This is a genomic window from Catellatospora sp. NPDC049609, from assembly GCF_040675365.1.
In the GTDB taxonomy this organism is placed as follows: domain Bacteria; phylum Actinomycetota; class Actinomycetes; order Mycobacteriales; family Micromonosporaceae; genus Catellatospora.
In genome coordinates this window covers 1-26770 of sequence record NZ_JBFAOU010000106.1, presented here as the reverse complement: position 1 = coordinate 26770, position 26770 = coordinate 1, and the positions used below count along the sequence as shown (strand labels likewise).

The 26770-nt window shown below is 72.5% G+C and carries 26 protein-coding genes; 12 read left to right on the top strand and 14 right to left on the bottom strand.

Annotated features, from left to right (window positions below):
• Window positions 1-241: 241 nt before the first annotated feature.
• A complete protein-coding gene (locus tag AB0J67_RS25730) occupies window positions 242-1162 on the bottom strand; it encodes a DMT family transporter (protein ID WP_363486017.1) in 921 nt (306 codons plus the stop codon).
• Window positions 1163-1608: 446 nt separating this feature from the next.
• On the bottom strand, window positions 1609-2607 hold the full coding sequence (gene glpX, locus AB0J67_RS25725) for a class II fructose-bisphosphatase (RefSeq protein ID WP_363486016.1): 999 nt from the start codon (window positions 2605-2607) through the stop codon (window positions 1609-1611).
• A gap of 139 nt (window positions 2608-2746) precedes the next feature.
• Between glpX and AB0J67_RS25720 the strand changes: the two genes are divergently transcribed.
• The 3 genes from AB0J67_RS25720 (at window position 2747) to AB0J67_RS25710 (ending at window position 5711) form a co-directional block, all read left to right on the top strand.
• Window positions 2747-3274 (top strand): DUF4245 family protein, encoded by a 528-nt coding sequence (locus tag AB0J67_RS25720; protein WP_363486015.1) that lies wholly within the window; start codon window positions 2747-2749, stop codon window positions 3272-3274.
• A 458-nt stretch (window positions 3275-3732) separates the two neighbouring features.
• On the top strand, window positions 3733-4704 hold the full coding sequence (locus AB0J67_RS25715) for a hypothetical protein (RefSeq protein WP_363486014.1): 972 nt from the start codon (window positions 3733-3735) through the stop codon (window positions 4702-4704).
• 83 nt (window positions 4705-4787) lie between these two features.
• A complete protein-coding gene (locus AB0J67_RS25710) occupies window positions 4788-5711 on the top strand; it encodes a carbohydrate kinase (RefSeq protein WP_363486013.1) in 924 nt (307 codons plus the stop codon).
• A 96-nt stretch (window positions 5712-5807) separates the two neighbouring features.
• Here the strand turns inward: AB0J67_RS25710 and AB0J67_RS25705 are convergent, their stop codons facing one another.
• Genes AB0J67_RS25705 through AB0J67_RS25695 form a run of 3 tightly spaced genes read right to left on the bottom strand, consistent with a single transcriptional unit; the run spans window position 5808 to window position 8116 of the window.
• The gene (locus AB0J67_RS25705) at window positions 5808-6767 is read right to left on the bottom strand and encodes an NAD(P)/FAD-dependent oxidoreductase (protein ID WP_363486012.1); all 960 of its coding nucleotides are present in this window, start codon (window positions 6765-6767) and stop codon (window positions 5808-5810) included.
• Window positions 6768-6776: 9 nt separating this feature from the next.
• Window positions 6777-7577: a serine protease gene (locus AB0J67_RS25700; protein ID WP_363486011.1), complete on the bottom strand. Its 801-nt coding sequence runs from the start codon at window positions 7575-7577 to the stop codon at window positions 6777-6779.
• A gap of 59 nt (window positions 7578-7636) precedes the next feature.
• Complete coding sequence (locus tag AB0J67_RS25695; RefSeq protein WP_363486010.1) at window positions 7637-8116, bottom strand: DUF4188 domain-containing protein; 480 nt, start codon at window positions 8114-8116, stop codon at window positions 7637-7639.
• Between the two features lie 62 nt (window positions 8117-8178).
• Here AB0J67_RS25695 and AB0J67_RS25690 point away from each other — a divergent pair, with 62 nt between their 5' ends.
• Complete coding sequence (locus tag AB0J67_RS25690) at window positions 8179-8805, top strand: MerR family transcriptional regulator (RefSeq protein ID WP_363486009.1); 627 nt, start codon at window positions 8179-8181, stop codon at window positions 8803-8805.
• 51 nt (window positions 8806-8856) lie between these two features.
• On the opposite strand, the gene AB0J67_RS25685 is transcribed toward AB0J67_RS25690, so the two are convergent.
• From AB0J67_RS25685 to AB0J67_RS25660, 6 genes are all read right to left on the bottom strand, one after another.
• Entirely contained in the window at window positions 8857-9459 is a 603-nt protein-coding gene (locus tag AB0J67_RS25685) for a transglycosylase SLT domain-containing protein (protein WP_363486008.1), read from the bottom strand.
• Between the two features lie 323 nt (window positions 9460-9782).
• A complete protein-coding gene (locus AB0J67_RS25680; protein ID WP_363486007.1) occupies window positions 9783-11075 on the bottom strand; it encodes a PhoH family protein in 1293 nt (430 codons plus the stop codon).
• A gap of 143 nt (window positions 11076-11218) precedes the next feature.
• Entirely contained in the window at window positions 11219-11890 is a 672-nt protein-coding gene (locus AB0J67_RS25675) for a transglycosylase SLT domain-containing protein (protein WP_363486006.1), read from the bottom strand.
• Between the two features lie 175 nt (window positions 11891-12065).
• Window positions 12066-12836: an isoprenyl transferase gene (locus AB0J67_RS25670; protein WP_363486005.1), complete on the bottom strand. Its 771-nt coding sequence runs from the start codon at window positions 12834-12836 to the stop codon at window positions 12066-12068.
• A gap of 29 nt (window positions 12837-12865) precedes the next feature.
• Window positions 12866-13321, bottom strand: coding sequence for an Rrf2 family transcriptional regulator (locus AB0J67_RS25665; protein ID WP_363486004.1), 456 nt, complete (start codon window positions 13319-13321; stop codon window positions 12866-12868).
• 150 nt (window positions 13322-13471) lie between these two features.
• Window positions 13472-15307 (bottom strand): phosphoenolpyruvate carboxykinase (GTP), encoded by a 1836-nt coding sequence (locus AB0J67_RS25660; RefSeq protein WP_363486003.1) that lies wholly within the window; start codon window positions 15305-15307, stop codon window positions 13472-13474.
• Window positions 15308-15715: 408 nt separating this feature from the next.
• Between AB0J67_RS25660 and AB0J67_RS25655 the strand changes: the two genes are divergently transcribed.
• From AB0J67_RS25655 to AB0J67_RS25645, 3 genes are all read left to right on the top strand, one after another.
• The gene (locus AB0J67_RS25655; RefSeq protein ID WP_363486002.1) at window positions 15716-18508 is read left to right on the top strand and encodes a sigma-70 family RNA polymerase sigma factor; all 2793 of its coding nucleotides are present in this window, start codon (window positions 15716-15718) and stop codon (window positions 18506-18508) included.
• Between the two features lie 9 nt (window positions 18509-18517).
• Window positions 18518-19030: a GtrA family protein gene (locus AB0J67_RS25650; protein ID WP_363486001.1), complete on the top strand. Its 513-nt coding sequence runs from the start codon at window positions 18518-18520 to the stop codon at window positions 19028-19030.
• A 62-nt stretch (window positions 19031-19092) separates the two neighbouring features.
• Window positions 19093-19848, top strand: a complete 756-nt coding sequence (locus tag AB0J67_RS25645) for a GtrA family protein (protein WP_363486000.1) — start codon at window positions 19093-19095, stop codon at window positions 19846-19848.
• A gap of 3 nt (window positions 19849-19851) precedes the next feature.
• Here AB0J67_RS25645 and AB0J67_RS25640 read toward each other — a convergent pair whose 3' ends face one another.
• The 3 genes from AB0J67_RS25640 to AB0J67_RS25630 all read right to left on the bottom strand — a co-directional run bounded on the left by AB0J67_RS25640 (window position 19852) and on the right by AB0J67_RS25630 (window position 21899).
• The gene (locus tag AB0J67_RS25640; protein ID WP_363485999.1) at window positions 19852-20400 is read right to left on the bottom strand and encodes a PH domain-containing protein; all 549 of its coding nucleotides are present in this window, start codon (window positions 20398-20400) and stop codon (window positions 19852-19854) included.
• A gap of 267 nt (window positions 20401-20667) precedes the next feature.
• Window positions 20668-21462: a biotin--[acetyl-CoA-carboxylase] ligase gene (locus AB0J67_RS25635; RefSeq protein WP_363485998.1), complete on the bottom strand. Its 795-nt coding sequence runs from the start codon at window positions 21460-21462 to the stop codon at window positions 20668-20670.
• A 131-nt stretch (window positions 21463-21593) separates the two neighbouring features.
• Window positions 21594-21899 carry a hypothetical protein gene (locus AB0J67_RS25630; protein WP_363485997.1) on the bottom strand — a complete coding sequence of 102 codons (306 nt, stop codon included), beginning with the start codon at window positions 21897-21899 and terminating at the stop codon, window positions 21594-21596.
• Between the two features lie 566 nt (window positions 21900-22465).
• Between AB0J67_RS25630 and AB0J67_RS25625 the strand changes: the two genes are divergently transcribed.
• The 5 genes from AB0J67_RS25625 to AB0J67_RS25605 all read left to right on the top strand — a co-directional run bounded on the left by AB0J67_RS25625 (window position 22466) and on the right by AB0J67_RS25605 (window position 26767).
• Window positions 22466-24031 carry an acyl-CoA carboxylase subunit beta gene (locus tag AB0J67_RS25625; RefSeq protein ID WP_363485996.1) on the top strand — a complete coding sequence of 522 codons (1566 nt, stop codon included), beginning with the start codon at window positions 22466-22468 and terminating at the stop codon, window positions 24029-24031.
• An 81-nt stretch (window positions 24032-24112) separates the two neighbouring features.
• Window positions 24113-25075: an NYN domain-containing protein gene (locus tag AB0J67_RS25620; RefSeq protein ID WP_363485995.1), complete on the top strand. Its 963-nt coding sequence runs from the start codon at window positions 24113-24115 to the stop codon at window positions 25073-25075.
• A gap of 5 nt (window positions 25076-25080) precedes the next feature.
• Entirely contained in the window at window positions 25081-25281 is a 201-nt protein-coding gene (locus tag AB0J67_RS25615; RefSeq protein ID WP_363485993.1) for an acyl-CoA carboxylase subunit epsilon, read from the top strand.
• A gap of 149 nt (window positions 25282-25430) precedes the next feature.
• The gene (locus tag AB0J67_RS25610) at window positions 25431-25982 is read left to right on the top strand and encodes a hypothetical protein (RefSeq protein WP_363485992.1); all 552 of its coding nucleotides are present in this window, start codon (window positions 25431-25433) and stop codon (window positions 25980-25982) included.
• A complete protein-coding gene (locus AB0J67_RS25605; protein ID WP_363485991.1) occupies window positions 25982-26767 on the top strand; it encodes a hypothetical protein in 786 nt (261 codons plus the stop codon). Before AB0J67_RS25610 ends, AB0J67_RS25605 begins: the two co-directional genes overlap by 1 nt.
• Window positions 26768-26770: the final 3 nt, after the last annotated feature.

Here is a 26770-nt window from a genome sequence, read left to right as displayed (position 1 = left end):
GTCGCGCTGGTGCGGGCCGCCGAGCGGGCGTTCGCGCCCCGCGCCGCCCAGGCCGGGGTCCGGCTGCGCGTCGAGGTGCCCGAGCAGGAGGTCTGACGACACGCCCGAAACGGGCATATCCTAACAGTTCGCGCAAGATCGACGCACATGACCGCCCGCAGCGCAGCGCGTCGCGGCACGCGACGGACCAGCCGCGGGCGACGGTTCAGCGGCGCGAGGCGGGACAGCCGCGCGAGGACGGTCAGCCGCGGGCGGCGACGCGGACCGCGACCAGGGTGAGCAGGGCGCCGGTGATGGTGAGCAGGTCGGGGCGGCCGGCGGTGCCGGGGGCGACGGCGTCGATGCCGAGCGCGCCGAGGACCTGGCCGGCGATCATGCCGAGGCCCAGCAGCAGTACGCCGATCCGGTGCACCACCGCCGCCGAGATCGCGATGAACACGATGCCGAGCGGGCCGCCCACGTAGAGCCAGGGCGCGTCCGGGAACGCACCGGGCGGGCCGCCGCCGCGCAGCACCGACTCGATCGCGAGTGCGACCAGCAGCGCGACCGAGCCGACGGCGAAGTTCAGCAGGGTGGCGGGCCAGGGCGAGCCCGCGGCCCGCGCCACACGGCCGTTGACGCCCTGCTGCCAGGCCACCGCGACCCCGGCCAGCAGCGGCAGCGCGGCGAGCCCGAGCGCGTGCGGGTCGCCGAGGCTGTCGCCGACCGCGACGACCACCGCGACCACGCACAGCACGGCGCCGATCGCGCGGTTGCGCGTCACCGGCCGGACCCCGCCCGGCCCCACCCCGAGCCGGTCCACGGCCAGGCTGGAGGCGGACTGCCCGGCGACGACCGCGACGATGAAGACCGACACGCCCAGCAGCGGCACGGTCAGCCCCTGCGTGGTCACCAGGAACGCGCCGCAGGCCCCGCCGACGCACTGCCACCAGCGCAGCTCGCCGGAGCGTACGGCGTCCAGGATGCGGCGCGTGCTGCCGAACATCCAGGGCAGCGCCAGCAGCAGCACGACCAGCCCCACCCCGAACGACACGCTCGCGGCGGCGATGCCGTCGCCGAGGCGGCGGCCCAGCTCGCCGTTGACCCGCGACTGCAGCGCCAGGCACACGCCGCCGAGCACGGCCAGCCCGACGCCGACGGCCCGCCCCGTCCCGGCGCTCACATCCGGCCCGTGCAGAAGATCTTCACGCGCCCACTCTGCCGGTGCCGCCCCGGCCGCCCGTCGGCGGGTCGCCCGCCCACCGCCGCAAGGTGATCTTGCGTCGTCCCTGTTCAAGCCGGCACGACATCGGATCCAGCCGAACCGTGGCCCCCCGACGACATCAGTTCAGCAGATCGCACCGGGTAGGCCGGTGCGTATATGTGTGCAGAGCAAAGCCGGTGCGTATATGTGTGCAGAGCAAAGCCGGTGCGTATATGTGTGCAGAGCAAAGCCGGTGCGTATATGTGTGCAGAGCAAAGCCGGTGCGTATATGTGTGCAGAGCAAAGCCGGCGTGCCTGGCACAGCAGCCGAGGGGCACCCGCGCGATGCGTGGGTGCCCCTCAACGGAAAGTGCGATACAGGCTCGTCGCGCAGGATCGATCCCGCGCGGAACCGGCAGGCCGGGTCAGGCGAAGTCGATCATCGAGTAGCCGGCCAGCTTCTCCAGGCGGTGGTACGAGTCGATCACGCGGATGGTGCCGGACTTGGAGCGCATGACGATCGACTGGGTGTACGCGCCGTTGTCGCGGTAGCGGACGCCCCGCAGCAGATCGCCGGAGGTGACACCGGTGGCCACGAAGAAGACGTTCTCGCCGGTCACCAGGTCGTCGGTGGTGAGGACGCGGTCGAGGTCGTGCCCGGCGGCGATCGCCTTCTCGCGCTCGGCCTCGTCGCGCGGCCACAGCCGGCCCTGCATCACGCCGCCCAGGCACTTCAGCGCGCAGGCCGCGGTGATGCCCTCCGGGGTGCCGCCGATGCCCATCAGCACGTCGACCTCCGACTGCTCCCGCGCGGCGGCGATGGCCCCGGCGATGTCGCCGTCGGAGATGAAGTTGATCCGGGCGCCCGCCTCGCGCACCTCGCGGACCAGGTCGGCGTGCCGGGGCCGGTCGAGGATGCACACGGTCAGGTCGGACACGCGTACGCGCTTGGCCTTGGCGATGCGGCGCAGGTTCTCGGTCCAGCCGGCGGTGATGTCGACGACGTCGGCCGCCTCCTGCCCGACGACCAGCTTCTCCATGTAGAACACGGCGCTCGGGTCGAACATCGCGCCGCGCTCGGCGACCGCCAGCACGGCCAGCGCGTTCGGCATGCCCTTGCTCATCAGCGTGGTGCCGTCGATCGGGTCCACCGCGACGTCGACCTCGGGGCCGGAGCCGTCGCCGACCCGCTCCCCGTTGAACAGCATCGGGGCGTTGTCCTTCTCGCCCTCGCCGATGACCACGGTGCCGGACATCGGCAACGAGTTGATCAGCTTGCGCATCGCGTCGACGGCCGCGCCGTCGCCGCCCTCCTTGTCGCCGCGCCCCACCCAGCGACCCGCGGCCATGGCCGCCGCCTCGGTCACCCGGACGAGGTCCAGCGCGAGGTTCCGGTCGAGATCCTGCGGAGTACGGGTCGCCATGGCTGCTCCTCCTACGATCGGCCTGATGGCATCCTGTCATGCCGCGGCCTGAACGCACGTTCGGGTCACCGCATACCCGTGCCGTCGGGGCAGGTCCCCGGGTGCGGTGTGACCTGTGACATCGGTCAAGATGGTGTATGTGAGCGCAGTGGAGACCGAGCAGGAGAAGACGCCGCCGCCGTCCGGTGGGCGCACCCCGAAGGACATGGCGCTGTCCCTCGGCGTCCTGCTCATCCCCGTGCTGCTGCTGGTGCTGGGCTACCGGCTGTTCTACGGCTGGGACGCCGCGGTGACCGTCGACCCGGCACCGGCGATCGAGAGCGCCCAGCGGGCCTCGTTGGCGCCGCTGCCCGGCGCGGCGCCCGAGGGCTGGCAGACCGTCACCGCCAAGTACACCGACGGCGTGCTGCGGATCGGCTACCTCGACCCGGACGGCGCGGGCGCCCAGCTGGTGCAGTCCCGGTCCGACGCGCAGACGCTGCTCAAGAAGGAGCTCGGCGACAAGGCGAAGGCCGAGGGCGAGACCACCATCGGCACGGTCACCTGGCAGCGCCACGTCACGCCGGAGGGCCGGACCGCGCTGCTGCGCACCGCGGGCAACACCACCACGCTGCTCGTCGGCGAGGGCGCCGACCTGACCGCGCTCGCCACCGCGATCACCGCCTGATCCGGTACGACCACCGGCTGAGCCCAGCCGCGACCACCACCCGTGCCGGACCGCCATCACCGGCCGAGCCTGGGCCGTGGTCCTCGCCTGATCCCGGGCCGCCACGTCCGGCAGCGCGGTCGCGCAACGGACCTGTCAGGTATCCGCATCACTTCTGCCCCGGCGGGCTAGGCGGAACCGGATGATCCGGGGGACCGTCCGCCGAACAGGCCGACGCCCCGCTGCTCGCGTGACGACTACGGTGAAACCCGCCGCGCAGTCGTGAGTGGACCTTGTCGCGATAACGGCCTGTCCCGGTGTGCCGCCGTGAAGCGCTCGCCACCGGACGGCCATGATCGCCCGAACGAGGCTGGTCCGGTGTGCCGCCGCTCAGACGGCGCGCCCCGGGACGCCACCGCCGTCCGCCGGCTTCGACAACGCCCGGGCCGCCGAGCGCCGCGACGCCACCGAGGATCACGATGACTGCTCATCCCGTCCAGCACGCCCCACGCCCGCAGCAGCCCGCCGGGGCGGGCCGGGCGCGCCGGCGCGCCGACGTGGCCGTGGCCGCCGGGCTCGCGCTGCTGGCCATGATCACCTGCGCCGCGGCGACCCGCCGGTCGTCGCTGAGCACCGCGCAGGCCACGGTGGTCGCCGGGGACCTGCGCGCCATGTACGAGCGCATCCAGGGCTCGGTCGAGCAGCGCACGGCCGCGCTGCTGCTGGCGCACGTGGCACGGCAGGAGCCGATCCGCGAGTGCATGGCCTCCTCGGGCTTCCGGTACGCGCTCGCGCCGTTCGCCGACCCGTACCAGGGCCGGACGCGGCTGCTGCTGCCCGCCGAGGTGTCCGCGATCGTCGACCCGGGCGCGCAGGAGGCGCTGGAGCTCGTCCCGCAGACGCTGGAGCAGGTCCCGCCGGCCACGGTGGCGCACGATCCCTCGTACGACCGCCTGTCGGCCGCCAAGCAGCGGCTCTACGACGACAGCGTGCTGATGTGCGAGCCGCCGATCGAGGACCAGCCGGACACGATCACCCCCGCGCTCAGCGGCGACCTGGACGCCGAGTTCCTGGCGATGCTGCGCCGGGTCGGCGACGACCAGGAGGTCGCCTCGCGCATGGAGTACTACGCGTCCTGCATGCGCCAGCGGGGCTTGCCCGTGCGCACGGTCGGCGAGCTCCACGCCGCGGTGACCGCGAAGTTCCACGACGACTCGGGGGTGCCGCTGCGGCCGGAGTCCTCGCTGATGCCGAAGGCCGTCGCGTACCAGCAGGACGCGGTGCGCGCCGACGCCGGCTGCCGGACCCCGGCGTGGACCGGCGCGATGACGCTGGCCCAGGGCGAGCTGGCCGCGTTCGCCCGCGAGCACGCCGACGAGCTGGCCGCGCTGGACGCCGAGTGGGCGGACATGATCTCCCGCGCCGGGCAGGCCCGCGCCAAGCTGGCGTGACACCGCCGCACGGCCGGGGAGCCGCGGCGCGCGGTGACGGGTGACGCATTGCCCGGTCGGCAGGCGACCGCCACACTATGCGGGTGATCGTCGTAGCCGGAGAGAACGTCGTGGACCTCGTCCCCGCCGGGGAGGGTCTGCTGCGCGCCGCGCTGGGCGGCGGACCTGCCAACACCGCCCTCGCGGCGGCCCGGCTCGGCGCGCCGGTGGCGATGGCGGCCCGGTTGGGGCGCGACTCGTTCGGCGCCGCGTTCCGCAACCGGCTCACCTCGTCCGGCGTGGACGCGCGCTACCTGGTGACCACGTCGCAGCCGTCGGCGCTGGCGCTGGCCACGGTCGGCGCGGACGGCGAGGCGCTGTACGACTTCTGGCTGGCCGGCGCCGCCGACTTCGGCTGGCGCGACCGCGAGCTGCCCGACCTGCCCGACGGCAGCACCATCCACATCGGGTCGCTGGCCGCGTTCCTGCCGCCGGGCGCGGACGCGCTGGAGCGCTGGGCGCTGCGCCACCGTGACCGGTGCACCATCACCTTCGACCCCAACGTGCGCAGTGTCGCGCTGGCCCGGCCCGACTCGCTGGTGCGGCTGGAGCGCCTGGTCGAGCTGTCCCATCTGGTACGCGCCAGCGAGGGCGACCTCGCGCACGCGTACCCTCACGTGCCCCCGATGGAGACCGCGCGGCGCTGGCTGGCGGCCGGCCCGCGGCTGCTGGTGCTGACCCACGGCGACGCGGGCGCGACGGCGCTGACCGCCGACGCCGAGGTGAACGTGGCCGCCCCGGCGATCTCGATGACCGACACCATCGGCGCGGGCGACACCGCGATGGGCGCCCTGCTGGCCTGGCTGCACGACGCCGGCCGCCTGCGCGACCAGCTCGCCCGCGAGCTGGCCCCGGAGACGCTGCGCCTGATGCTCCGCCACCTGTGCGACGCCGCGGCCCTGACCTGCACCCGCCCCGGCGCCGACCCGCCCACCCTCGACGAGCTGCGCGCCTTCCAACTCGTCTGACCACCGCCCATGATCGCTCGACTTGCCAGGCACATGGGCGTAAGCGCGCTCAAGATACGCCCAGTTGCCTGGCAAGTCGGATGATCATGGCGGGGGTCAGGGGACGTCTTCGGAGGAGTGGCCGGGGAAGAGATGCGCGGACGGGTCGATGACGATGGCGGCGTTGTTGACCGCCGTCGCGGCCTCGCCGAAGCCGGTCGCGATGAGCCGGACCTTGCCCGGGTACTCCACGATGTCGCCGGCGGCGAAGACGCGCGCCAGGTTCGTGGCCATGGTCGAGTCGACGGTGATGTGCCGCTTGTCCAGCGCCAGGCCCCACATGGCCAGCGGGCCGAGGTCGGCGGTGAAGCCCAGCGCCGCCACCACCACGTCGGCCGGGAGCACCTCGGTGCCGTTCAGCTCGATCGACTCCACCTTGTCGCTGCCGAGGATCTTGGTGACCTGGCTGTTGACCTCGATACGCACCGGCAGCTCCCGGACCCGCGCCACGGTGGACGCGTGTGCCCGGAACTTGTCCCGCCGGTGCACCAGGGTGACGCTCGCGGCCAGCCCGGCCAGGGCCAGCGCCCAGTCGAACGCGGAGTCGCCACCGCCCACGATCACGACGTGCTTGCCGGCCAGCGACGTCGGGTCGGGCACGAAGAACACGATGCCGGTGCCGGTGAACCCGGCCGCGGCGGGCAGCGGGCGGGGCGTGAACGAGCCCAGGCCGCCGGTGATGAGGACGGCGCCGCAGCGCACCTCGGTGCCGTCGCCGAGGCCGAGCACCGGCTTGCCGTCGTCGTACGCCAGGGTCGCGGCCTGCACGCCGAGCCGGTAGCCGGGATTGAAGGCGCCCGCCTGGGCGACCAGGTTCGCGATCAGCTCGCGTCCTCGGATCGCCGGGAACCCGGCGACGTCGAAGATCATCTTCTCCGGGTACATCGCGGTGACCTGGCCGCCCGCCTCGGGCAGCGCGTCCACGACGACGGTGCTCAGACCGCGGAACCCGGCGTAGTACGCCGCGAACAGCCCGGTCGGACCCGCGCCGATGATCGCAACATCGACATCGCTCATGTGGTGAACCTAGCCGCGCGAGCCGCTCTCCTCAATGGCCGCGCGAATATCGGGAACGAAGTGGGAGACCTGCGTGTAGACGCCCGGGTACGCCGCCCGGCCGCAGCCCACGCCCCAGCTGACGATGCCCACCTGCACCCAGCGCGCGCCGTCGCGGCGCAGCAGCGGCCCGCCGGAGTCGCCCTGGCAGCTGTCCCGGCCGCCGTGCCGCACGTCGCCCGCGCAGAGCATGTCGGAGTCGGTGAAGCCGTACCCGCGCGAGCGGTAGATCTGCCGGCAGGTCCCGTCGCCGACGAACGGCACCTGCACCTTGCGCAGGTAGCGCTGCTGCTCCCGGGTGCCCTCGCGGGTCGAACCCCAGCCGACCGCGGTCAGCGTCCCGCCGTCCAGGCTGCCGTTGACGGGCAGCGCCACCACCGGCAGGTCCAGCGGGCGGGAAAGCCTGATCACGGCCCAGTCGTCGCCGCTGGTCACGTCGAAGAAGCCGCGCGCCCGCCACACCCGGCTGCTGCCCACCTCGATCGTCCGGTCCGAGCCCAGGTCGGCCGAGCCGGCGGTCACGCCGATGGACGAGTTGGCCCCGCTGCGGCTGACGCAGTGAGCGGCGGTGAGCACGTACTGCGGGCGGATGAGGGTGCCGGCGCAGCCGTTGTCCAGCCGGACCATCCAGGGGAACTCCCCGGCGCCGGCCCGCACGCCGCCGACCACCTCGGTCTGGGGCGGGTCGGCCGGCTTCGCGGCGGCGGGCGACGGTGACACCGTTGCCAGTGCCATCGCCGCCACACCCATGACCAGCGCGATCGCCCGCATCAGCATCCTCCCCCGTCGACCGGTGATGCCGATACTAGCCGTTCTGCGTGGTTTGTCCGTTAGTTTCCGGCGCCCCGCCGCTGCGCAGCGGTCTCGCCCTTGCGGGCGACCGGCACGTGCTCGCCGGCCCGGGCCAGCCCGAAGCGCGGCATGTTGCCGTACAGGGTCTCGTAGCGGCCGGCGCTGACCTGGTAGGTCTCGTGCCAGATGCCGACGTCGCCGTTGCCGCCGACCAGCTTGTTGAACGCGCGCCACGCCGGGTGGTGCGGCAGCGCGGCGTTGCGGGCGAACGCCTCCAGGTGCTCGGCGCTGCGCCAGTACTGGATCGACACGGGACCGCTCGCCGTGAACGCGGTCTGCGCGCCGAGCAGGCCGAGCTCCGGCCGCTGGAACAGGACCTTCAGCATGCGCGGCATGGCGGTGAACGCACCCCACCACTTGTGGATCTTCCACGGCTTGTTGAACCGCATCCCGATCAGGAAGACCACGAAGTCCCCCTCGATGTGAGCCGACATGCGGCCCGGAACCACGGATGGCATGACTCCCCCTCGCCAACTAGATAGCAATACTATCCGCTATCCATCGCGTATCGTCAACACCGATGAAAGTCTCCGAACTGAGCCGGATCAGCGGCGTCTCGCTGCCCACGGTCAAGTACTATCTGCGGGAGGGCCTGCTGCCGCCCGGCCGCCCGATGGGCCGCAACCAGGCCGACTATGACGAGAGCCACCTGCGCCGGTTGCGGCTGATCCGCGCCCTGATGGACGTCGGCGGTCTGAGCGTCGCCGGGGTCCGGCAGGTGCTGCACGCCGTCGACGACACGGCCATGCCCGGGCACCACCTGCTCGGCTGCGCGCACGAGGCCATCGCGGGGGTCTCCCGCGCCGATCGCGGCACCGCCGGCTGGCTCGCGGCCCGCGCCGAGGCCGCCCGGCTGGTGGCGGCCCGCGGCTGGCACGTGCACGACCGGGCACCCGCCCTCGACCAGCTCGCCGACGCCATCGCCGCGCTGCGCGAGCTGGGCCAGGAGGACATGCTGACGCTGCTCGACGGATACGCGGAGGCGGTCGAGCAGCTCGCCCGGCGGGAGGTCGGCCTGGTGCTGGCCCGCGGCGACCGGGCCGGGATGGTCGAGGGCGTCGTCACCGGCACCGTCCTCGGCGAGGCCATGCTCACCGCGCTGCGCCGGCTCGCCCAGGAGCACACCAGCGCCACCACGTCACCCTGAGCACGCACAGACGAAGCGCCGCCCCGGTGTGGGGCGGCGCTTCGTCCTACGTCAGTACCAGCCCTCTTCCTCGGACTGCTGCCAGGCGCCGCAGGGGTTCTTGTAGCGGTTCTTGATGTACTCCAGGCCCCACTTGATCTGCGTGGCCGGGTTGGTCCGCCAGTCGTCGCCGAACTTCGCCATCTTCGTGCCGGGCAGCGCCTGCGGGATGCCGTACGCCCCGGAGCTCTTGTTCTCGGCCTTGTGGTTCCAGCCGGACTCCCGGGTCCACAGCTTGTTCAGGCAGGCCATCTGGGTGAGGTCGTAGCCGGCGCTGAGCACGAGCGCGCAGCCGATCGCGCGGTTGCCGCTGAACTCCTTGCAGCTGCTCGGGATGGGCCCGAAGTTGACGGTGCGGTCGGCGCCGCGGCGGCTGGCCTCGCGGTCCACCGCGGCGGCGCGGGCGGCGGCGGCCTTGGCCTCGGCCGCGGCGCGCGCCTTGGCGTCCTGCTGCAGCTCGTGCTGCTGCAGGGTGAGCGCGGCCGACTCGGCGCGGGCGATGATCTGGGCCTGGTGACCGGCGGCGATGCTGTCCTGCTGCCAGCGCGCGCCGTCGTCGAGCCGCAGCGCGCCGGCCACGCCGGCGACGAGGGTCAGGACGGCGACGGCACGCACGGCGTACCGTCCGGTCGCGGGGCGGGCCCGACGGTGGGCTCGGCGTTGCCGGGGCACAGCGGATCCTCTCGGCGGCGGGGGTTTCCGGCGGAGCGCCTGCGGCCACTGCGCGCCACCTGGGGCTGCGCCGTACGGGCCGTGCTCCGTTCGTCCGCCCGGGGGTCGGGGATGGACGGTCCGGGAGCGCTCACGCCGGGCGACACGGCAGCCGTGTCGCGGAGCGCTCGATCCCACCCTTACGCAGTGGACCGGGGTTTGTCGTCGTCCGGATGGGCGACTGTTACCCCGGTCACACCCCAAACATCATCCAATCAGGGCGAAACCTACTCCTCCAGCAGGTCGGTCACGACTTCGGCGATGGCGGAGCGCTCGGACCGCGTCAGCGTCACGTGCGCGAAGAGCGGGTGCCCCTTGAGCGTCTCGATGACCGCGGTGACCCCGTCGTGGCGGCCTACCCGCAGGTTGTCCCGCTGCGCCACGTCGTGGGTGAGCACCACCCGCGACCCGGCGCCGATCCGCGACAGCACCGTGAGCAGCACGCCGCGCTCCAGGGACTGCGCCTCGTCCACGATGACGAACGCGTCGTGCAGGCTGCGGCCCCGGATGTGGGTCAGCGGCAGCACCTCGAGCATGCCGCGGTGCAGCACCTCGTCGCGTACGTTGTCGTGCACCAGCGCGCCGAGCGTGTCGAACACCGCCTGCGCCCACGGCGACATCTTCTCCGCCTCGGTGCCGGGCAGGTAGCCGAGCTCCTGCCCGCCGACCGCGTAGAGCGGGCGGAACACGATGACCTTCTTGTGCTTGCCGCGCTCCATCACCTGCTCCAGGCCCGCGCACAGGGCCAGCGCCGACTTGCCGGTGCCCGCCCGGCCACCCAGCGACACGATGCCGATGCTGTCGTCGAGCAGCAGGTCGAGCGCGATGCGCTGCTCCGCCGAGCGGCCGCGCAGGCCGAACGCCTCCCGGTCGCCGCGGACCAGCCGCACCGTCTTGTCGGTCTGCACGCGGCCGAGCGCCGAACCACGCCCCGCGTGCAGGATGAGTCCCGTATGGACCGGCAGCCCCGCCGCCTCGCCCAGGTCGATGCCCTCACCGGCGTAGAGCGCGGACATGTCGGCGTCCGACAGGTCCAGCTCCACCAGGCCGGACCACGTCGGGTCCACGGCCTGGTCATGTCGGTACTCGTCAGCGGCCAGACCCACCGCGGCGGCCTTCACCCGCAGCGGCATGTCCTTGCTGACCAGGGTCACCTGCTGCCCGTCGGCCGCCAGACCGAGCGCCACGGACAGGATCCGCGCGTCGTTCGTGTCATTGCGGAAGCCGCTCGGGAGGAGCTGCGGATCGGTGTGGTTGAGCTCCACCCGCAGCGTCCCGCCGGCGTCGTTCACCGGCAGTGGTACGTCCAGCCTTCCGTGCCGTACCCGCAGGTCGTCGAGCAGTCGCAGGGACTGCCTGGCGAACCAGCCGAGTTCCGGGTGGTGCCGCTTGCCCTCCAGCTCGGAGATGACCACGAGCGGCAGCACGACGTTGTGCTCGGAGAAGCGGCGGATCGCAGCCGGATCAGCCAGCAGCACGGAGGTGTCGAGTACGTACGTTCGTATCGGGACATCGACCATGACTCACGCTAACCGCAGAAAACCCGTTTGGCCAGCATGTCTTTACTATCTGCCAGACGAACCGCCGATCCGGCCATCACCCACTCGGATGATGCCCGAGGGCGGTCACCCGAGTGGGGACTGGTCACCGTGCGTAGAGCAGGTCAGTACCAGTTGTTGTCCTGGAAGTGATTCCAGGCGCCGGCCGGCGTGTCGTAGCGGTTCTTGATGTAGTCCAGGCCCCACTTGATCTGAGTGGCCGGATTGGTGCGCCAGTCGTCGCCGAACTTCGCCATCTTGTCGCCGGGCAGCGCCTGCGGGATGCCGTACGCGCCGGAGCCGGAGTTCTCCGCCTTGTGGTTCCACCCGCTCTCGTGCTGCCACAGCTTGACCAGCGGGACCATCTGGCTGTACCCGAAGCCGAAGCTGGGCAGCAGCTTGCACGCGGTCAGCTGGTTGCCGCTGTAGCTCTTGCAGGAGGTGGGCGTCGACGTGGTGGTCGTGCGCTTGGCCGTCGGCTTCGCCGAGGCCGGGGCGCGCCTGGCGGTGCGGGTCGGCGAGGGGCTCGGGCTCGCGCTGGGCGTCGGCACGGCGCTCAGGCTCGGCGACGGCGTGGCGCGCAGGTAGTCGCGGTTGGCCGCTTCGGCGGCGGCGGCGCGGGCCGCGGCGAGGTCGGTGGCGGGGGTGTCCGGGCCGGCGCTCGCCACGACCTGGTACGTCGCGGCGCCGAGCACACCGGCGCAGAGCACGCCGAGCGCGATCTTTCGGGAGTGGACGGCCAGCAGGCGCACGAGCGCCGGGCGGTTCCGGGGCAGGGCATGACGGGGTGTCGACACGAGTCGGTCCCTTCGTTGGGGGTGCCGCACCTTGGGGGAGAAGGTGCTGTTCAGGGACCCTGCCGTCGATGACGGTACGGTGCCAACTCCATCACGTGGATCGTGAAACAGGTCACATTCTCAACGTGAGCGCAGGTGGGAGAGGGAATAAATCGGACCCCGGCGATCGAGCCGGTCAGGCGCCGAAGCGGCGCTGGCGGCCGGCGTACGCCCGCAGCGCGCGCAGGAAGTCGACGTGCCGGAAGTCCGGCCAGTTCAGCTCGCAGAAGTAGAACTCCGAGTGCGCCGACTGCCACAGCAGGAACCCGGACAGCCGCTGCTCGCCGCTGGTGCGGATGATCAGATCGGGGTCGGGCTGGCCGCGGGTGTAGAGATGCTCGGCGATGTGCTCGACGTCGAGCTGCTCGGCCACCTCCTCCAGCGTCGTGCCCGCCCGGACGTGCTCCTGGAGCAGGGACCGGACCGCGTCGGCGATCTCCCGCCGGCCGGTGTACCCGACCGCGAAGTTGACGTTCGCACCGCCGCGGCGGCCCGCCGTGCGCTCCTGCGCGGCCTTGAGCGCCGCCGCCGGCTCGGCGGGCAGCAGGTCCAGCGCGCCCACCATGCGCAGCTGCCACGGGTTGCCGTCCTCGGCCAGCTCGGTGGCCAGGTCCACGATGATCTGCACCAGCGGGTCCAGCTCCGCGGCCGGGCGGCGCAGGTTGTCGGTGGCCAGCAGGTACAGCGTGACGTGCGCGATGCCGGCCTCGTCGCACCAGCTCAGCAGCTCCTTGATGCGCGCCGCGCCGACCCGGTGGCCGTCGTTGGGGTCGACGTAGCCCATCTCCCGCGCCCAGCGCCGGTTGCCGTCGGTGACCACGCCGACGTGTCGGGGACGCGGTTGGTCGGCCAGCAACGCCTTCAGGCGGCGTTCGTACACGGAGTAGACGAGGTCGCGGAGTTTCATCCTGGGCAGCCTAACTCCGCCGGGGCGGATCAGCGCGGCTGCCAGGCGTCCGGAGCCGTGGTCAGATCACGGACCGCCTCCGGCAGCTGGCCGGTCACGGCCTGGGCCAGGGTCACCTCGTCCACCACGCTGCGCACCGCGGACCGTACGGCGACCCAGACCAGCGGGAGGTGGGAGGAGGTGCCCGTATAGCTGGTCTGCTCGGGCCGGTGCCCGCGCACCCCGGCCAGCGGGCCGTCGACCGCCCGCAGCACCATGCCGATGGTGACCTCGGACGGCGGCATGCTGAGGCTGTACCCCCCGTCGGCGCCGCGCACCGCGTGGATCACCCCGCTGCGCCGCAGGTCCGCGAGCACGGCCTCGAGGAACTTGCGGGGCAGGCCCTGGGCGTCCGCGAGCGCCTGCGCCGAGATGGTGGCCGGGTACGCATTGGCCAGCTCAAGCGTGGCCCGTACCGCGTAGTCGCCTCTAGCCGAGATCTGCACGCTCCCATCATGCCCGCAGCCCCGCCTCCCGTGTTAACGGGTGACGGGGCTGCGTCAAGATCGCGACGATCTTGCGCGAACTGTTAGGGATTTGCCCGGTTGGGGCGTGTCATCCCCACAGTTCGCGCAAGATCGACGGACAGGGGGCGGCTACTCGGTGACGCCGAGGCGGGACTTGAGGGCGTCTAGCTCGGCCCACAGGACCGCGGGGAGCTTGTCGCCGAACTTGTCGAACCACTCGGTGATCTGCGGGATCTCGGCGGCCCACTCGTCCTTGCGGACCTCGAGAGCGAGGGCGACGTCCTCGGCGGGCTGCTCCAGGCCGGTGAGGTCGAGGTCCTCGGCGCGGGGGACGAAGCCGACGGGGGTCTCGACCGCGCCGGCCTCACCCTCCAGGCGCTCCACGACCCACTTGAGGACGCGGGAGTTCTCGCCGAACCCGGGCCACAGGAACCGGCCGTCGTCACCGCGGCGGAACCAGTTGACGTAGAAGATCGCCGGCAGCTTGTCGGCGTTGCCGTCGAGCCCCTTGCCCATCGCGATCCAGTGCCGGAAGTAGTCGCCGGCGTGGTAGCCGATGAACGGCAGCATCGCCATCGGGTCGCGGCGCACCACGCCGACCTGGCCGACCGCGGCGGCCGTGGTCTCGCTGGACAGGGTCGCGCCCTGGAACACGCCGTGCACCCAGTCGCGGGCCTGGCTGACGAGCGGGATCGTGGTCTTGCGGCGGCCGCCGAAGAGGATCGCCGAGATCGGCACGCCCTTCGGGTCGTCGTACTCCGGCGCCAGGATCGGGCACTGCGTGATCGGGGTGCAGAAGCGCGAGTTCGGGTGGCTGGAGACCTGGTCGGAGTCCGGGGTCCAGTCGTTGCCGTGCCAGTCGGTCAGGTGGGCCGGGGGCTCGCCCATGCCCTCCCACCAGATGTCGCCGTCGTCGGTGCGGGCCACGTTGGTGAACAGCGAGTTGCCCGCGGCGAGCGTGCGCATCGCGTTGGGGTTGGTCTTCCAGTCCGTGCCGGGCGCGACGCCGAACAGGCCGTACTCGGGGTTCACCGCGTACAGGCGGCCGTCCTCACCAAAGCGCATCCAGGCGATGTCGTCGCCCAGGGTCTCGACCTTCCAGCCCGGGATGGTCGGCTCCAGCATGGCCAGGTTGGTCTTGCCGCAGGCCGACGGGAACGCGGCGGCGATGTAGTGCACCTTGCCCGCCGGGCTGGTCAGCTTGAGGATCAGCATGTGCTCGGCGAGCCAGCCCTCGTCACGGCCCATCACGCTGGCGATGCGCAGCGAGTAGCACTTCTTGCCCAGCAGCGAGTTGCCGCCGTAGCCGGAGCCGAACGACCAGATCTCCCGGGTCTCCGGGAAGTGGGAGATGTACTTGGTGGTCGAGCAGGGCCACGGCACGTCGGCCTGGCCGGGCTCCAGCGGCGCGCCGACCGAGTGCAGCGCGGGCACGAACTCCGCGTCCTCACCCATCGCCTCGAGCACCTGGGTGCCCATCCGGGTCATGATCCGCATGCTGGCGACGACGTACGCCGAGTCGGTGATCTCGACGCCGAACATGGGGTTCTCCGCGTTGAGCGGGCCCATGCAGAACGGGATCACGTACATGGTGCGGCCGCGCATGCAGCCCCGGTACAGCTCGGTCATGAGCTGCTTCATCTCGGCCGGGGCCATCCAGTTGTTGGTCGGGCCGGCGTCGGCCTCGTCCACGGAGCAGATGAAGGTCCGCTCCTCGACGCGGGCCACGTCCGACGGGTCGGTGCGCGCCCAGAAGGAGTTGGGCCGCTTCACCGGGTCGAGGCGGACCAGGCTTCCCGCGTCGACGAGCTGCGCCGTGAGGCGCGTCCACTCGTCCTCGGAGCCGTCGCACCACACGATGCTGTCCGGCGTGGTGAGCTCGGCGACTTGGCGCACCCAGGCGAGCAGCTTGGGGTGCGAGGTCGGATGCTGGTCAAGCCCTGCGGTGACTGCCGGCGCGGTCATGGAAGTTCTCCTCGTGGTCGTCTTTGACCGACGGATACGACTGACGACGGCCGGGTGGCCGCGAGTCGTCCGGGATGTGGCCTCAGACTAAGCCCGGTTTGTTGCCCGAGACCCCTCCCGCCTTGTGAATAAGTGCACAAGCGTCGGTCCGGCTGCTTCCACGCGCACGATTCTTCGGCCAAACGCGCACGTTTCCGCAAACCCTTTGTTTGATCTTGGTCGCAAGCGCGTCGCGCGACTGCCTCGACGCGTGCGAGCCCGATCACTCCCCATTCCCTACCCGTTTCCGGCACGGGCGAACGCGGCCATCGCGACTTCATCATGGTTTGGGCATATTCCGCAAATCGGGTGATTGGTCTAACGTCCCTAGCAGCGGGCGTAACCGTGACATTCCCCCCGGAGGCCGCAGTGACCAGTGGGTTCGACCCTGCCCAGGACCAGCTCAGCGAACCGCAGAGCGATCCACAACTCATCTCACTCGTGCGAGGGGGCGACACCGACGCGTTCGGTCTGCTCTACGAGCGCCACCTGGAGTCGGCGAGGCGGCTGGCCCGGGTGCTCAGCGACGGCCAGGCCGACGCCGACGACCTGATCGCCGACACCTTCGCCAAGGTGTTCGCCATGCTGCGCAGCGGCGGCGGCCCCGACAACGCGTTCCGGGCCTACCTGCTGACCACCATGCGGCACACCCGGTACGACCGGGCCCGGCGCGACAAGCGCGTCGAGCTCACCGACGACCTCACCCGCTACGAGACCGCCGAGCCGACCGACGACCCGACCATCACCCGGCTGGAGGCGTCGTACGCGGCACGCGCGTTCGCGCGGCTGCCCGAGCGCTGGCGGGCCGTGCTCTGGCACACCGAGGTCGAGGGCGAGAGCCCCGCCCAGATCGCCCCGCTGCTCGGGCTCACGCCCAACGGCGTCGCGGCGCTGGCCTACCGGGCCCGGGAGCGGCTGCGCCAGATGTACCTGCAGGAGCACATCGCGCTCACCGGCAACCCGCGCTGCCACTGGACCGGGTCGCACCTGGCGGGGTACGTCCGTGCGGCGCTCGCCCGGCGCGACCGCGCCAAGGTCGACGAGCACCTGTCCACCTGCGCCGAGTGCCGGCGGCTGCACCGCGAGCTCACCGAGGAGAACGCGGGCCTGCGCGGGGTGATCGCCCCCCTGTTACTGGGCGCGGCCGCGCCCGCGTACCTGGCGGGCGGCGGCAGGCTCGCCCTGGGCGGCTGGCTGGCCACCGCCTGGGGGATGTTCGCGCTGTGGTGGCCGCAGCTCCGGGAGACCACGGGCGCCTGGCTCACCGCGCCGGCGGGCCTGGCCGTCGCCGCCGGGCGGTGGCTGGCGGCCGCGCCCGGCCGGCTGCTCGCCCGGTTCGGTGCGATGAACCTCGTCGCGGGCACCGGCGTCGGCATCGCGGCGGTGGCCGGGGTCGCCGTCTTCGTGAGCATGGCCGCCCCGCCCACCACCGCGCCGCCGCGCGCCATCCCGGTCCCGGCGCCCGCCGCGCCGCCCGTGTACGCGCCCGCGCCGCAGGTCCCCCCGCCGACCGCGGTCGCGTCCGCGACGCGTACCTCCCCGGCGCCGCCGGGCCCGAGCCGGCAGGCGGTCGGGCTGCCCCCGGCAGCGGTGCCACCGGCCGCCGCGCCGCCGCCGGCCGTCGTGCCACCGGCCGCACCGCCGCCCGCCCTGGCACCCGTGGCCGAGCCCGCGCCCGACGTGGCCGAGCCCGACTACGCCGACGTCGACCTGGTCGCGGGCAGGCCCGGCACGCTGCCCATCGCGCTACGCGCCCCCGCCGACGATGAGTCCTCGGACGAGGCCGAGCCGGAGCATCTGGCCGTGCCCGCCGGAGTCCGGGTAGGGACGCAGGCCGTCGGTAAGGCTGGGCACGCCGCGTGGCGCGGGTCCGCCGCGGCGACGACCACGCCGGAGCCTGGTGACGCCCCCGCGCCGTCGGCGTCGCCGGATGCCGCAGCGCCGCCCGCGCCGGGCGGGGTGCGGATAGAGGTGACGCTGCCGGCCGGGATGCGGCTGGCCGGGACGGGTGCCGGGGACGGCTGGCAGTGCGAGGCGACCGCCGCCGGTGCGCTCTGCGAGCGGGCGCGCTGGGGAAGGGGCGCCCGCTCGGTGGCCCGGCTGCCGGTGCTCGCCGACCCCGCGGTCAGCGGGTTCCAGCAGGTCACCGTGTCCGCGGCGTACGGCCAGCGGCGCTCGGAGTCGGTGTTGCGGGTGCCGGTGGCGCCCGCCGGGCTGCGCCTGGGCCATGCCGCGACCGGCCGGGTGGGCGCGGCGCTCGCGGGCAACGTGCTGCTGTCGTGCACGCCGCGCCCGCTGTGCCTGGTGTCCGGGGACAACAACCTGCTGCCGATGGCGCCGCTGCTGCCCGCCCCGGGCGAGCCCGCCGCGCCCGGCGGCCTGGACGACCCGGAGGGCCCGCCCGGCCCGAAGGGCCCGATCGAGGAGCTGGCCGGGGAGAAGGCCGCCTCCGGCACCCGCCTGGTCGTGCCGGACGGCGCCAAGGTGCGCTGGGCGGGGCTGATCGTAGCCGCCTCCGGTCCGCGGCTGCCGGAGCTGGTGGCGCTGCACGGCCCCACCGGCGGCTGGCTGCCGGTGCGGGTGCGGGCCGGGCACGCCGAGTCGGGCGCGGCGTTCAGCCAGGGCTTCGCCGACGTGACGAAGTTGGTGCGGGAGGGCGGCGACTGGTGGCTGGCCGCGCCCGCCGCGTCCCTGCAGCAGGGCCGCAGCCAGTTCGCGGGCTGGACCCTGGCCGTGGTGTACGCGCACTCCAGCGCGCCGCGCGGCGAGGCCGCGGTCTACCTCGGCCCCGGCGGCGGGCGCGGCGACGTCCCGGCGACCGTGGGGCTGGGCGGCGGCGGCCGGGTGCGGGTGGGCCTCGCGCTGTGGGACGGCGATCTGGCGCTGACCGGCGACGAGCTGCTGATCGGCGGCACCGCCGCGGGTGAGCCGGGCAACCTCGCCGGTGGCCGCAACGCCGGGGCCGCCGCGCTGGCCTGCGCCACCGCCCCCGGGCGCTGCGTATGGCGTACGCCCGGCCTGGACGTGCTCTGGGCGGACGCGAAGGTGCCCGCGGGAGGGGTCGCCGAGCTGCGCACCGGCGGCGATCCGCTGGAGGTCGGGCTGGTCGCGGTGGTCACCGGGCCACCGCGCGGAAAGGGCGCCGATGCCGCGACACGGTAGGCTCGCCTGGTGACCCCCACGCCACCGGCCCCGTCACCTGCCGCGGCAGCGCCGCTGCGGCTGGTCGAGCGGTTCCGGCATCTGCTCACCGAACTCAGCAAGTTCGGCGTGGTCGGCGGCGCCGCGTACGTCGTCGATCTCGTCGTCTTCAACCTGCTGCTGTCGGCCACCGGCACGCTGACCGCCGCGGTGATCTCCACCGTGGTCGCGGCGACCGGCGCCTTCGTCGGCAACCGGTTCTGGACCTGGCGCGACCGCGAGCGCTCCAGCCTCACCCGGGAGTACCTGCTCTACTTCTTCTTCAACCTGGTCGGCCTGGGCATCACGCTGGCCGTGGTGTGGCTCAGCCACGACGTGCTGGGCGGCGTGTGGCCGCAGATCTTCCAGACCCGGCTCGCGGACAACGTCGCGAAGATGCTGGTCGGCACCGGTATCGCCAGCGTGTTTCGGTTCTGGGCGTACCGCCGCTTCGTCTTCTCCGGCGCCACCGTCGGCGAGCCCGCCCGTGCTCAGGCAGGGTGAGTTGGCTTGCATTCGGAGTTGCGTTGCCGACCTGTCCGCGCCGACTCACGTAAGGTGACCCAGTGCACCCTGACCTGACGCTGCTCGATCGACTGCTGCCGCAACGCCTCCGCAATCTCGGTCCGGAGGCGCTGAAGTTCGCCATCGTCGGCGGCGTCAACACCGTCGTCAACTTCGTGGTGCTGAACGCGCTGGTGCTGACCGTCTTCCCGAGCGGCCAGCTCAAGGCCAACGTGGTCGCCACCATCGTGGCGATGGTCGCGTCCTACCTGATGAACCGGCACTGGACCTACAAGGGCCGGTCCAGCCAGGCCATGGGCCGCGAGTTCCTGCTGTTCGTGCTGTTCAACGCCGCGGGCCTGGCCATCGAGCTGGCCATCATGGGCGCCACCAAGTATGCCCTGGGCCTGCACGGCCTGCTCGCCATCAACGCGGCGAAGTTCCTCGGCCTGGTGCTGGGCACGATCTTCCGCTTCTACACGTACCGCACCTTCGTGTTCGCCCCGGCCAACCAGGTCGCGGTGCCCGCGGGCGGCGTGGACGCCGACTTCGGCCCGGCGCACGTGCACGTGGACGACGTCGACGAGCTGGTGGACGCCGAGGCCGCCGCGAGCGCGCTGGCCGGGGTGCCGGTGCCCGCGCAGCTGCGCAGCGACGACTTCACCCGGCTCACCGCCCCGCTCGAGGCCGAGTTCGCCGCCGAGCGCACCGCTGCCGAGCAGCTGGCCGCCCTGGACGCGGAGTTCACCGACGCGCGCTTCTCGGACGCTCAGCTCGCCGAGGAGCTCACGCGGACCAAGCCGCGTCCAGAGCGGTAGCCGTTACTGCTTCTCTTCGACCCGAGCGGTCTGCGCCGGCGGCGCGGGCCGCTCGCTGTCGTTGTACGAGTGCGCGTCGCGGTCGGCCTCGACCAGCTCGTACAGCGTGGTCTGCACCTTCTCCACGTGCGGGATGTCGTTGAGCACGGACTGGCCGCGCTCGCCCGCCGACTCGATGGTCAGCGTGCCGCAGCCGAGCAGCCGCTCGATGAACTTCTGGCTCATCGAGTGGTCGTTGACCCGCGACAGCGGGATGTCCCGGCGGTCGCGCGAGAACACGCCCGTCTGCAGCAGCACCCGCTCGTTGGTCAGCACGTAGTGCGTCGTGCGCCAGACCAGCCACGGCCAGAACGACAGCCACGCCACCGCGATCAGCGCCAGCCCGGCCACGATGTAGACCAGGATCTCGTTGTCGAGCATGATCAGCGCCGCGACGACCGCCGCGATCGCCAGCACCAGCACCGTCACCGGGCGGATCATGGCCTTCCAGTGCGGGTGCAGATCGAGCACCACGCGCTCGTCCGCGGTCAACACGTCCTCAGGGAACGCCATCCGTGCCTCCTCGTATTCGCCTGCGATCAAACCGCACGATTGTCCGCGAGCAGGGTAGTTCCACGATGCGACGCCATACCATCCACCGTCGGTAGCGCGTCACCTATCGGTCTCCCACCCCGCCCGCCCCGCCGGAGATCATCCGATTTGCCTGGCACATGGGCGTATCTTGAACGCGCATACGCCCCGTTGCCAGGCAAGTCGAATGATCTTGGTGCGGCCGCCAGGCGCGTGGGCGAGCGGGCAGACCGCGGCGGCTGCGCGGGGTCAGCGGAGGTGGACGACGTCGCCGGCGGCGACGGGGCGGTCGCCGGTCACGGTGCGCACCACGAGGCGGCCGTCGGCGTCCACCGTCACGGCCTCCCCGGTCAGATCCGTCTCGCCGCCGGGCAGGATCACCGACACCTGGCGGCCCAGGGTGCCGCAGATGCGAAGGTACGCGTCGCGGAGCCCGCTCTTGTCCGGGTCACCCCCGGCCCGCTCCCAGTCCGCGTAGCGCTCGCCCAGCCGCGCCAGCAGCGCGGCCGTCAGCTCGGTGCGGTCCAGCTCGGACGCCCCGGCGAGCAGCAGCGAAGTCGCCGGCAGGCCGGTCGGGGTGATCGGCAGCTCGTCCTCCGCCAGGGTCACGTTCAGACCGATGCCGATCACCAGCACGCCGGGCAGGGGCACCTCGGCCAGCAGCCCGGCGCACTTGCGCCCGCCCAGCAGCAGGTCGTTCGGCCACTTGAGCACGGGCTCCAGCCCGGTCACGCCGCGTACCGCCTCGGCGAGCGCGACGCCCGCCAGCAGCGGGAGCCAGCCCCAGCGGGAGACGTCGGGGGCGGGTTTGAGCAGCACGGACATGGCCAGTCCGGCGCGCGGCGGCGACTGCCAGTCGCGACCCAGCCGGCCGCGTCCCGCGGTCTGCGTCTCGGCCGCCACGACGAGTCCCGCGGCGGCGCCGTCGCGGGCGGCGGCGGCCACGTCCGCGTTCGTCGACCCGGTCTCGTCGCGCACCTCGACCTGCCAGCCCGGCAGCGCCGACAGCCGGTCCCGGTCCAGTGGGGGCCTGTTCGTCTCCACAGCAGGAGACTAGCGGCCCCCGGCCGCTCACTCCCACGGTTCGTCGAAGGTGAGCGGGGCTCATCGGCAAGCCGGCGAAACGCTCGACCGGCACCACCTCCACCGGGCGGCCGCGCTCGCGGCTCCAGGCGTCAGCCTGCCTGTCGGGCGCGCAGCGGGGCGGAGCCGGCGTCCGGCTCGGACACCGGGCCGAGCCAGTCCGGCAGGACGATCTCGGTGTCGCCGCTGTCGTCGGCCACGCGCCGCACGCGCTGGATGGTCTCGACACGATGGTGGCGGGCCGACCCGTGCTCGGCCCGCTCCTCGGCCCGGCGTGCGCCCGGTCGCGGCCGCAACGCGATCACCGGCGCGCCCTGCCTGCTCCCGGACCCGTCCTGGCCGCTCCCGGATCCGTCCTGCCCGTTCCCGGACCCGTCGGCCGCCACGACGGCGCTCACCCGACCTGCGGCGTGGCCGACCGACCCGGTCGCGCCCCCGTCGCCGCCGCGCGGCGCGGACACCGGCCGCGGCCGCCGCGCCGAGGACGTCGAAGAAGCCGGAGAAGCCGGAGAAGCCGGAGAAGCCGGAGAAGCCGGAGAAGCCGAAGCGGCGCCCGCCCCGGCCCCAACCCTGGCCCGGCCCGGCCCCGGGCGCGGGCGGGAGGGCGGCGAGGCTACGGGCGAGCTCTCGCGCCGCGCCCTCCGCCCCCGGTCCCGCGACTGCCACGGCCGCACCACGGCGAGCACCGTGAAGCCGCCCACCAGCAGCAACACCCCGAACAACGTCGTCACACGAAATTCAACGATTCGCCCGAACAGGACGAAACGACAAGCCGATCCGCCACCTGATCACGACGATCTTGCACGAAGTGTTGCCCATTCGTCCGACATGTGCGTGTCGTACCCACAGTCCACGCAAGATCGGCGGAAAGAGCGGGGGGTGTGGTGTAGGTGACTGAACGGGGGTTCAGGGGAGATATAGAGTCCGGGGCGTGACTACTACGGTGCCAGGGAAGAGTGGCCAGGTGGGTGGGCGGAGCACGGCGGGCAAGCTTGCCGACTTCGAGCGGCGGGTCGAGGAGGCGGTGCACGCGGGGTCCGCGCGGGCCGTGGAGAAGCAGCATGCGCGGGGGAAGAAGACCGCGCGTGAGCGGATCGGGATGCTGCTGGACGAGGGCTCGTTCGTGGAGCTGGACGAGCTGGCGCGGCACCGGTCGACGACCTTCGGGCAGGAGCGCAACCGGCCCTACGGCGACGGCGTGGTCACCGGCTACGGCACCGTGGACGGGCGCCAGGTGTGCGTGTTCGCGCAGGACTTCACGGTGTTCGGCGGGTCGCTGGGCGAGGTGTTCGGCGAGAAGATCGTCAAGGTGATGGACCTGGCGATGAAGATCGGCTGCCCGGTCATCGGCATCAACGACTCCGGCGGGGCGCGGATCCAGGAGGGCGTGGTCTCGCTCGGGCTGTACGGCGAGATCTTCTTCCGCAACGTGCGCGCCTCGGGCGTTATCCCGCAGATCTCGCTGGTCATGGGGCCGTGCGCGGGTGGCGCGGTGTACTCCCCCGCGGTCACCGACTTCACCGTGATGGTCGACCAGACCTCGCACATGTTCATCACCGGCCCGGACGTCATCAAGACGGTGACCGGCGAGGACGTGGGCTTCGAGGAGCTGGGCGGCGCGCGCACCCACAACACCAAGAGCGGCAACGCGCACTACCTGGCCGGCGACGAGCAGGACGCGGTCGACTACGTCAAGGCACTGCTGTCGTACCTGCCGAGCAACAACCTGGACGCCCCGCCGGCCTGGCCGGCCGCCGCCGACCTGGCGACCGCCGACAGCGACGAGGCGCTGGACACGCTGATCCCGGACTCCGCCAACCAGCCCTACGACATGCACGCGGTGCTGGAGGCGATCCTCGACGACGGCGAGTTCCTCGAGGTGCAGCCGCTGTACGCGCAGAACATCGTCACCGGCTTCGGCCGGGTCGAGGGCCGCCCGGTCGGCGTCGTCGCCAACCAGCCCATGCACTTCGCGGGTTGCCTGGACATCGCCGCGTCGGAGAAGGCGGCACGCTTCGTGCGCACCTGCGACGCGTTCAACATCCCGGTGCTGACCTTCGTGGACGTGCCCGGCTTCCTGCCCGGCACCAGCCAGGAGTGGGACGGCATCATCCGCCGCGGCGCCAAGCTCATCTACGCGTACGCCGAGGCCACCGTCCCGAAGATCACGGTGATCACGCGGAAGGCGTACGGCGGCGCGTACGACGTCATGGGCTCCAAGCACCTGGGCGCCGACCTGAACTTCGCGTGGCCGACGGCGCAGATCGCGGTGATGGGCGCGCAGGGCGCGGTGAACATCCTGCACCGCGCCGAACTGGCCGCGGCCGACGATCCGGTGGCCCGGCGCGCCGAGCTGATCGACGAGTACGAGGACACCCTGTGCAACCCATACGTCGCGGCCGAGCGCGGCTACGTGGACGCGGTGATCCGGCCGTCGGCGACCCGCGCGCACATCGTGCGGGGGCTGCGGACGCTGGCCACCAAGCGGGAGACGCTGCCGCCGAAGAAGCACGGCAACATCCCGCTCTGAGCGGGGTGTCCGTGAATCCGTTGAGTGACGGCCATGTGGCAGAACGTTCACGCTGAGCGATCGCTGTGCGACGATGGCGGGATGACCGCCCAGGAGCCCGCCGATCGCCGCCTGCCGCCGCGCCGCTACACGGTGCTGGTGGACGTGGGTTACCTGTACGCGGCCTCGGGCGAACTGCTGCTGGGCACGTCGAACCGGTCGGAGTTCAAAGTGGACGCCGAGCCGATGATTCACGCGCTGCTGTCGCTGGCGGCGCGGACCTTCGGCGAGGACCTGCTCCGGCTGTACTGGTTCGACGCCGCCCGGGACCGGGTGCCCACCATCGACCAGCGCGTCATCGCGCAGATGGCGCAGGTCAAGCTGCGGCTGGGCAACCTCAACCTGCGCGGGCAGCAGAAGGGCGTCGACGCGCAGATCCGCAGCGACCTGGAGACGCTGGCCCGGCACCGCGCGGTCACCGACGCGGTGCTGGTCGCCGGCGACGAGGACATGCTGTCGGCGGTCGAGGCGGCGCAGAGCTACGGCGTGCGCGTGCACCTGTGGGGCGTCGAGCCGCCGTACGGCACCAACCAGGCCGAGCGGCTGGTCTGGGAGAGCGACACGGTGCACACGCTGGACGCGGAGTTCGTCCGGCCGTACTTCACCGCCACCGGGCGCATCCGCACGCCCACGCCGGCCGAGGTCTTCTCCGGCCGGCCCGCGATCGCGGTGCCCGTGTCGCAGGTGGCGGCGCCGCCGGAGCCGCGCCCGGTGCCCGCCGCGCGCCGGTCCGGGCCGCAGCTGCCCGACCGCGGCGACATCGTCGAGATCGGCGAGTACGTGGCGCAGAAGTGGATCCTGACGCGCGGCCGGGACAACATCGGCGACCTGCTGCCGGGTCCGCTGCTGCCGACCGTCATCGACAAGGAGCTGCTGGTGGAGGCGGAGAAGGAGCTCGGCATCTCGCTGCGCGCCTTCGAGAAGGCACGGTTGTGGGTCCGCGACGGCTTCTGGTCGCGGGTGTATCGGGAGTTCGGCCTGGCCAGGCCGACCGGGGAGGGATGAGCACGGTGTCGGAGCAGTTGGTGGTGCGGGTGGAGCGCGGCGCGCCCACGGCCGAGGAGATCGCGGCGGTGGTGGCGGTGCTGTCGGCGCGTCCGGTCGCGGCGGGCGTCGCCGAGGCGCCCGTCTCGCGGTGGTGGCGCAGCGGCCTGCCGGCGGTGCCAGGCGCCGGATCCGGCGCCTGGCAGGCCTCCGGCCTGCCCCGCTGAACAGCGGCCGGTTCGGCGAGCGATCCGACCCCATAGTCGAGTGGGCATCCTTGCCCCATTTCGGTAGTCTGCAAGCGCTGGACCGCCTTGGTCGCTGACCGCGGCGACACCGATCGCGGACGAGAAAACCCCTGGGGAGGGCGTGCGAGATGGGTCTGCCCGAAGAGGACAGAGGGCCCGCCTGGCTGCGTGACTACGGTCGCGGCAGCGGGTACACCAAGTCGAATGCGATGACGGGGTATGACGAGGGTGCGCTCGCAGTCGACCTCGCGAGCCTCGTCGACTTCGCCGACGCGCTGGAGAACGAGCACAAGCTCGACTACCGGCCGCACGTCGACGTGGTCTTCAAAGACATGTCGGCCAAGCCCGCCGATCCGCAGGCGGGCTTCATCGAGCTCGTGCAGAGCATGACCTGGCAGCGCGAGCTGCTGGTGCAGACCTCCGACGCGCTCGTCAAGCACGACAAGGCGGTGAACGCGTTCATCGCCGCCGCCCGCACCATCAGCACGCAGTACGGCGAGGCCGACGCGCTCGGCGCGGCGCGGGCGCAGGACGTCAACCGCAGCCTCGCGCCGACGCTGCCGACCGCGACGGTCGTGGCGCCGGACGGGTCGACGGGCTCGCCGTCGAACACGATTCCGCAGGTGACGCCGACCGACAAGCACGGCAACCCGGTCGACACCGCATCGGGGGAGTACTGATGATTCCACCTGAGGACCGGGGCCCCTCCGGCACCAACTGGTATGGCATGTCGATGCAGGAGATGTGGGAGATGGTGGCGGGCCGCCAGCTGACCCCGCACTACACGCAGGCCTCCGGCTGGAAGCGCGCCGGCGAGCTGGCATACCTGCACAAGAGCCGCCTGGAGACGTACAAGGAGCGCCTGTCGCAGGCGTGGCCGCCGGACCAGAGCGAGGCCGCGAAGGCGTACATCGCCAAGCTCGACGAGCTGATCCTCGCCGTCGAGGACGTGGCGCGCGTCGCCACCCAGAACCACCAGTACTCGAGCGACATCCCGGCCGCCCTCAGCGAGGCGCAGTGGAAGCTGAAGCCGATCCGCGAGGACTACGACCGGATCGACCGGGCCGTCCGCAGAGGTGAGCCGGTGGCGCTGCCGAGCGGCATGACGCCGGAGCGGTATCTGCAGGGCAAGCTCAACGAGGCCCGCCAGGTCATGTCCAACCTCTCGTCGGACCTGTCCCTGGTGCGGGTGAACATGGCCCCGCCCAAGCCGTACGTGCCGCCGGAGCCGCGCAAGGCCGGCGGCAAGATCGACGGCGGCGAGGACTACGGCGGCGTGGTGCCCCCGGTCATCCCGCCGGTCGTCCCGATCGGCTCGCGCGCCGTTCCGCCGCCGAACGTCGGCACGGCCGTGCTCCAGCCGGTGCCGGTGGATGCCCGATATGGCCGGTCAACCGGCCAAACGCGCCTGCGGCACCCGGCCGCCTGCCTACGATCAGCTCAGGCACTGGAGGGAGCACCGTGACCA

Excerpts from the sequence above, each read along its gene's own strand:
- glpX (WP_363486016.1), bottom strand. The coding sequence starts at position 2,607 with ATGGCGACCCGTACTCCGCAGGATCTCGACCGGAACCTCGCGCTGGAC.
- AB0J67_RS25715 (WP_363486014.1), top strand. The coding sequence starts at position 3,733 with ATGACTGCTCATCCCGTCCAGCACGCCCCACGCCCGCAGCAGCCCGCC.
- AB0J67_RS25705 (WP_363486012.1), bottom strand. The coding sequence starts at position 6,767 with ATGAGCGATGTCGATGTTGCGATCATCGGCGCGGGTCCGACCGGGCTG.
- AB0J67_RS25700 (WP_363486011.1), bottom strand. The coding sequence starts at position 7,577 with ATGCGGGCGATCGCGCTGGTCATGGGTGTGGCGGCGATGGCACTGGCA.
- AB0J67_RS25695 (WP_363486010.1), bottom strand. The coding sequence starts at position 8,116 with ATGCCATCCGTGGTTCCGGGCCGCATGTCGGCTCACATCGAGGGGGAC.
- AB0J67_RS25690 (WP_363486009.1), top strand. The coding sequence starts at position 8,179 with ATGAAAGTCTCCGAACTGAGCCGGATCAGCGGCGTCTCGCTGCCCACG.
- AB0J67_RS25680 (WP_363486007.1), bottom strand. The coding sequence starts at position 11,075 with ATGGTCGATGTCCCGATACGAACGTACGTACTCGACACCTCCGTGCTG.
- AB0J67_RS25670 (WP_363486005.1), bottom strand. The coding sequence starts at position 12,836 with ATGAAACTCCGCGACCTCGTCTACTCCGTGTACGAACGCCGCCTGAAG.
- AB0J67_RS25660 (WP_363486003.1), bottom strand. The coding sequence starts at position 15,307 with ATGACCGCGCCGGCAGTCACCGCAGGGCTTGACCAGCATCCGACCTCG.
- AB0J67_RS25640 (WP_363485999.1), bottom strand. The coding sequence starts at position 20,400 with ATGGCGTTCCCTGAGGACGTGTTGACCGCGGACGAGCGCGTGGTGCTC.
- AB0J67_RS25620 (WP_363485995.1), top strand. The coding sequence starts at position 24,113 with ATGACCGCCCAGGAGCCCGCCGATCGCCGCCTGCCGCCGCGCCGCTAC.
- AB0J67_RS25610 (WP_363485992.1), top strand. The coding sequence starts at position 25,431 with ATGGGTCTGCCCGAAGAGGACAGAGGGCCCGCCTGGCTGCGTGACTAC.
- AB0J67_RS25605 (WP_363485991.1), top strand. The coding sequence starts at position 25,982 with ATGATTCCACCTGAGGACCGGGGCCCCTCCGGCACCAACTGGTATGGC.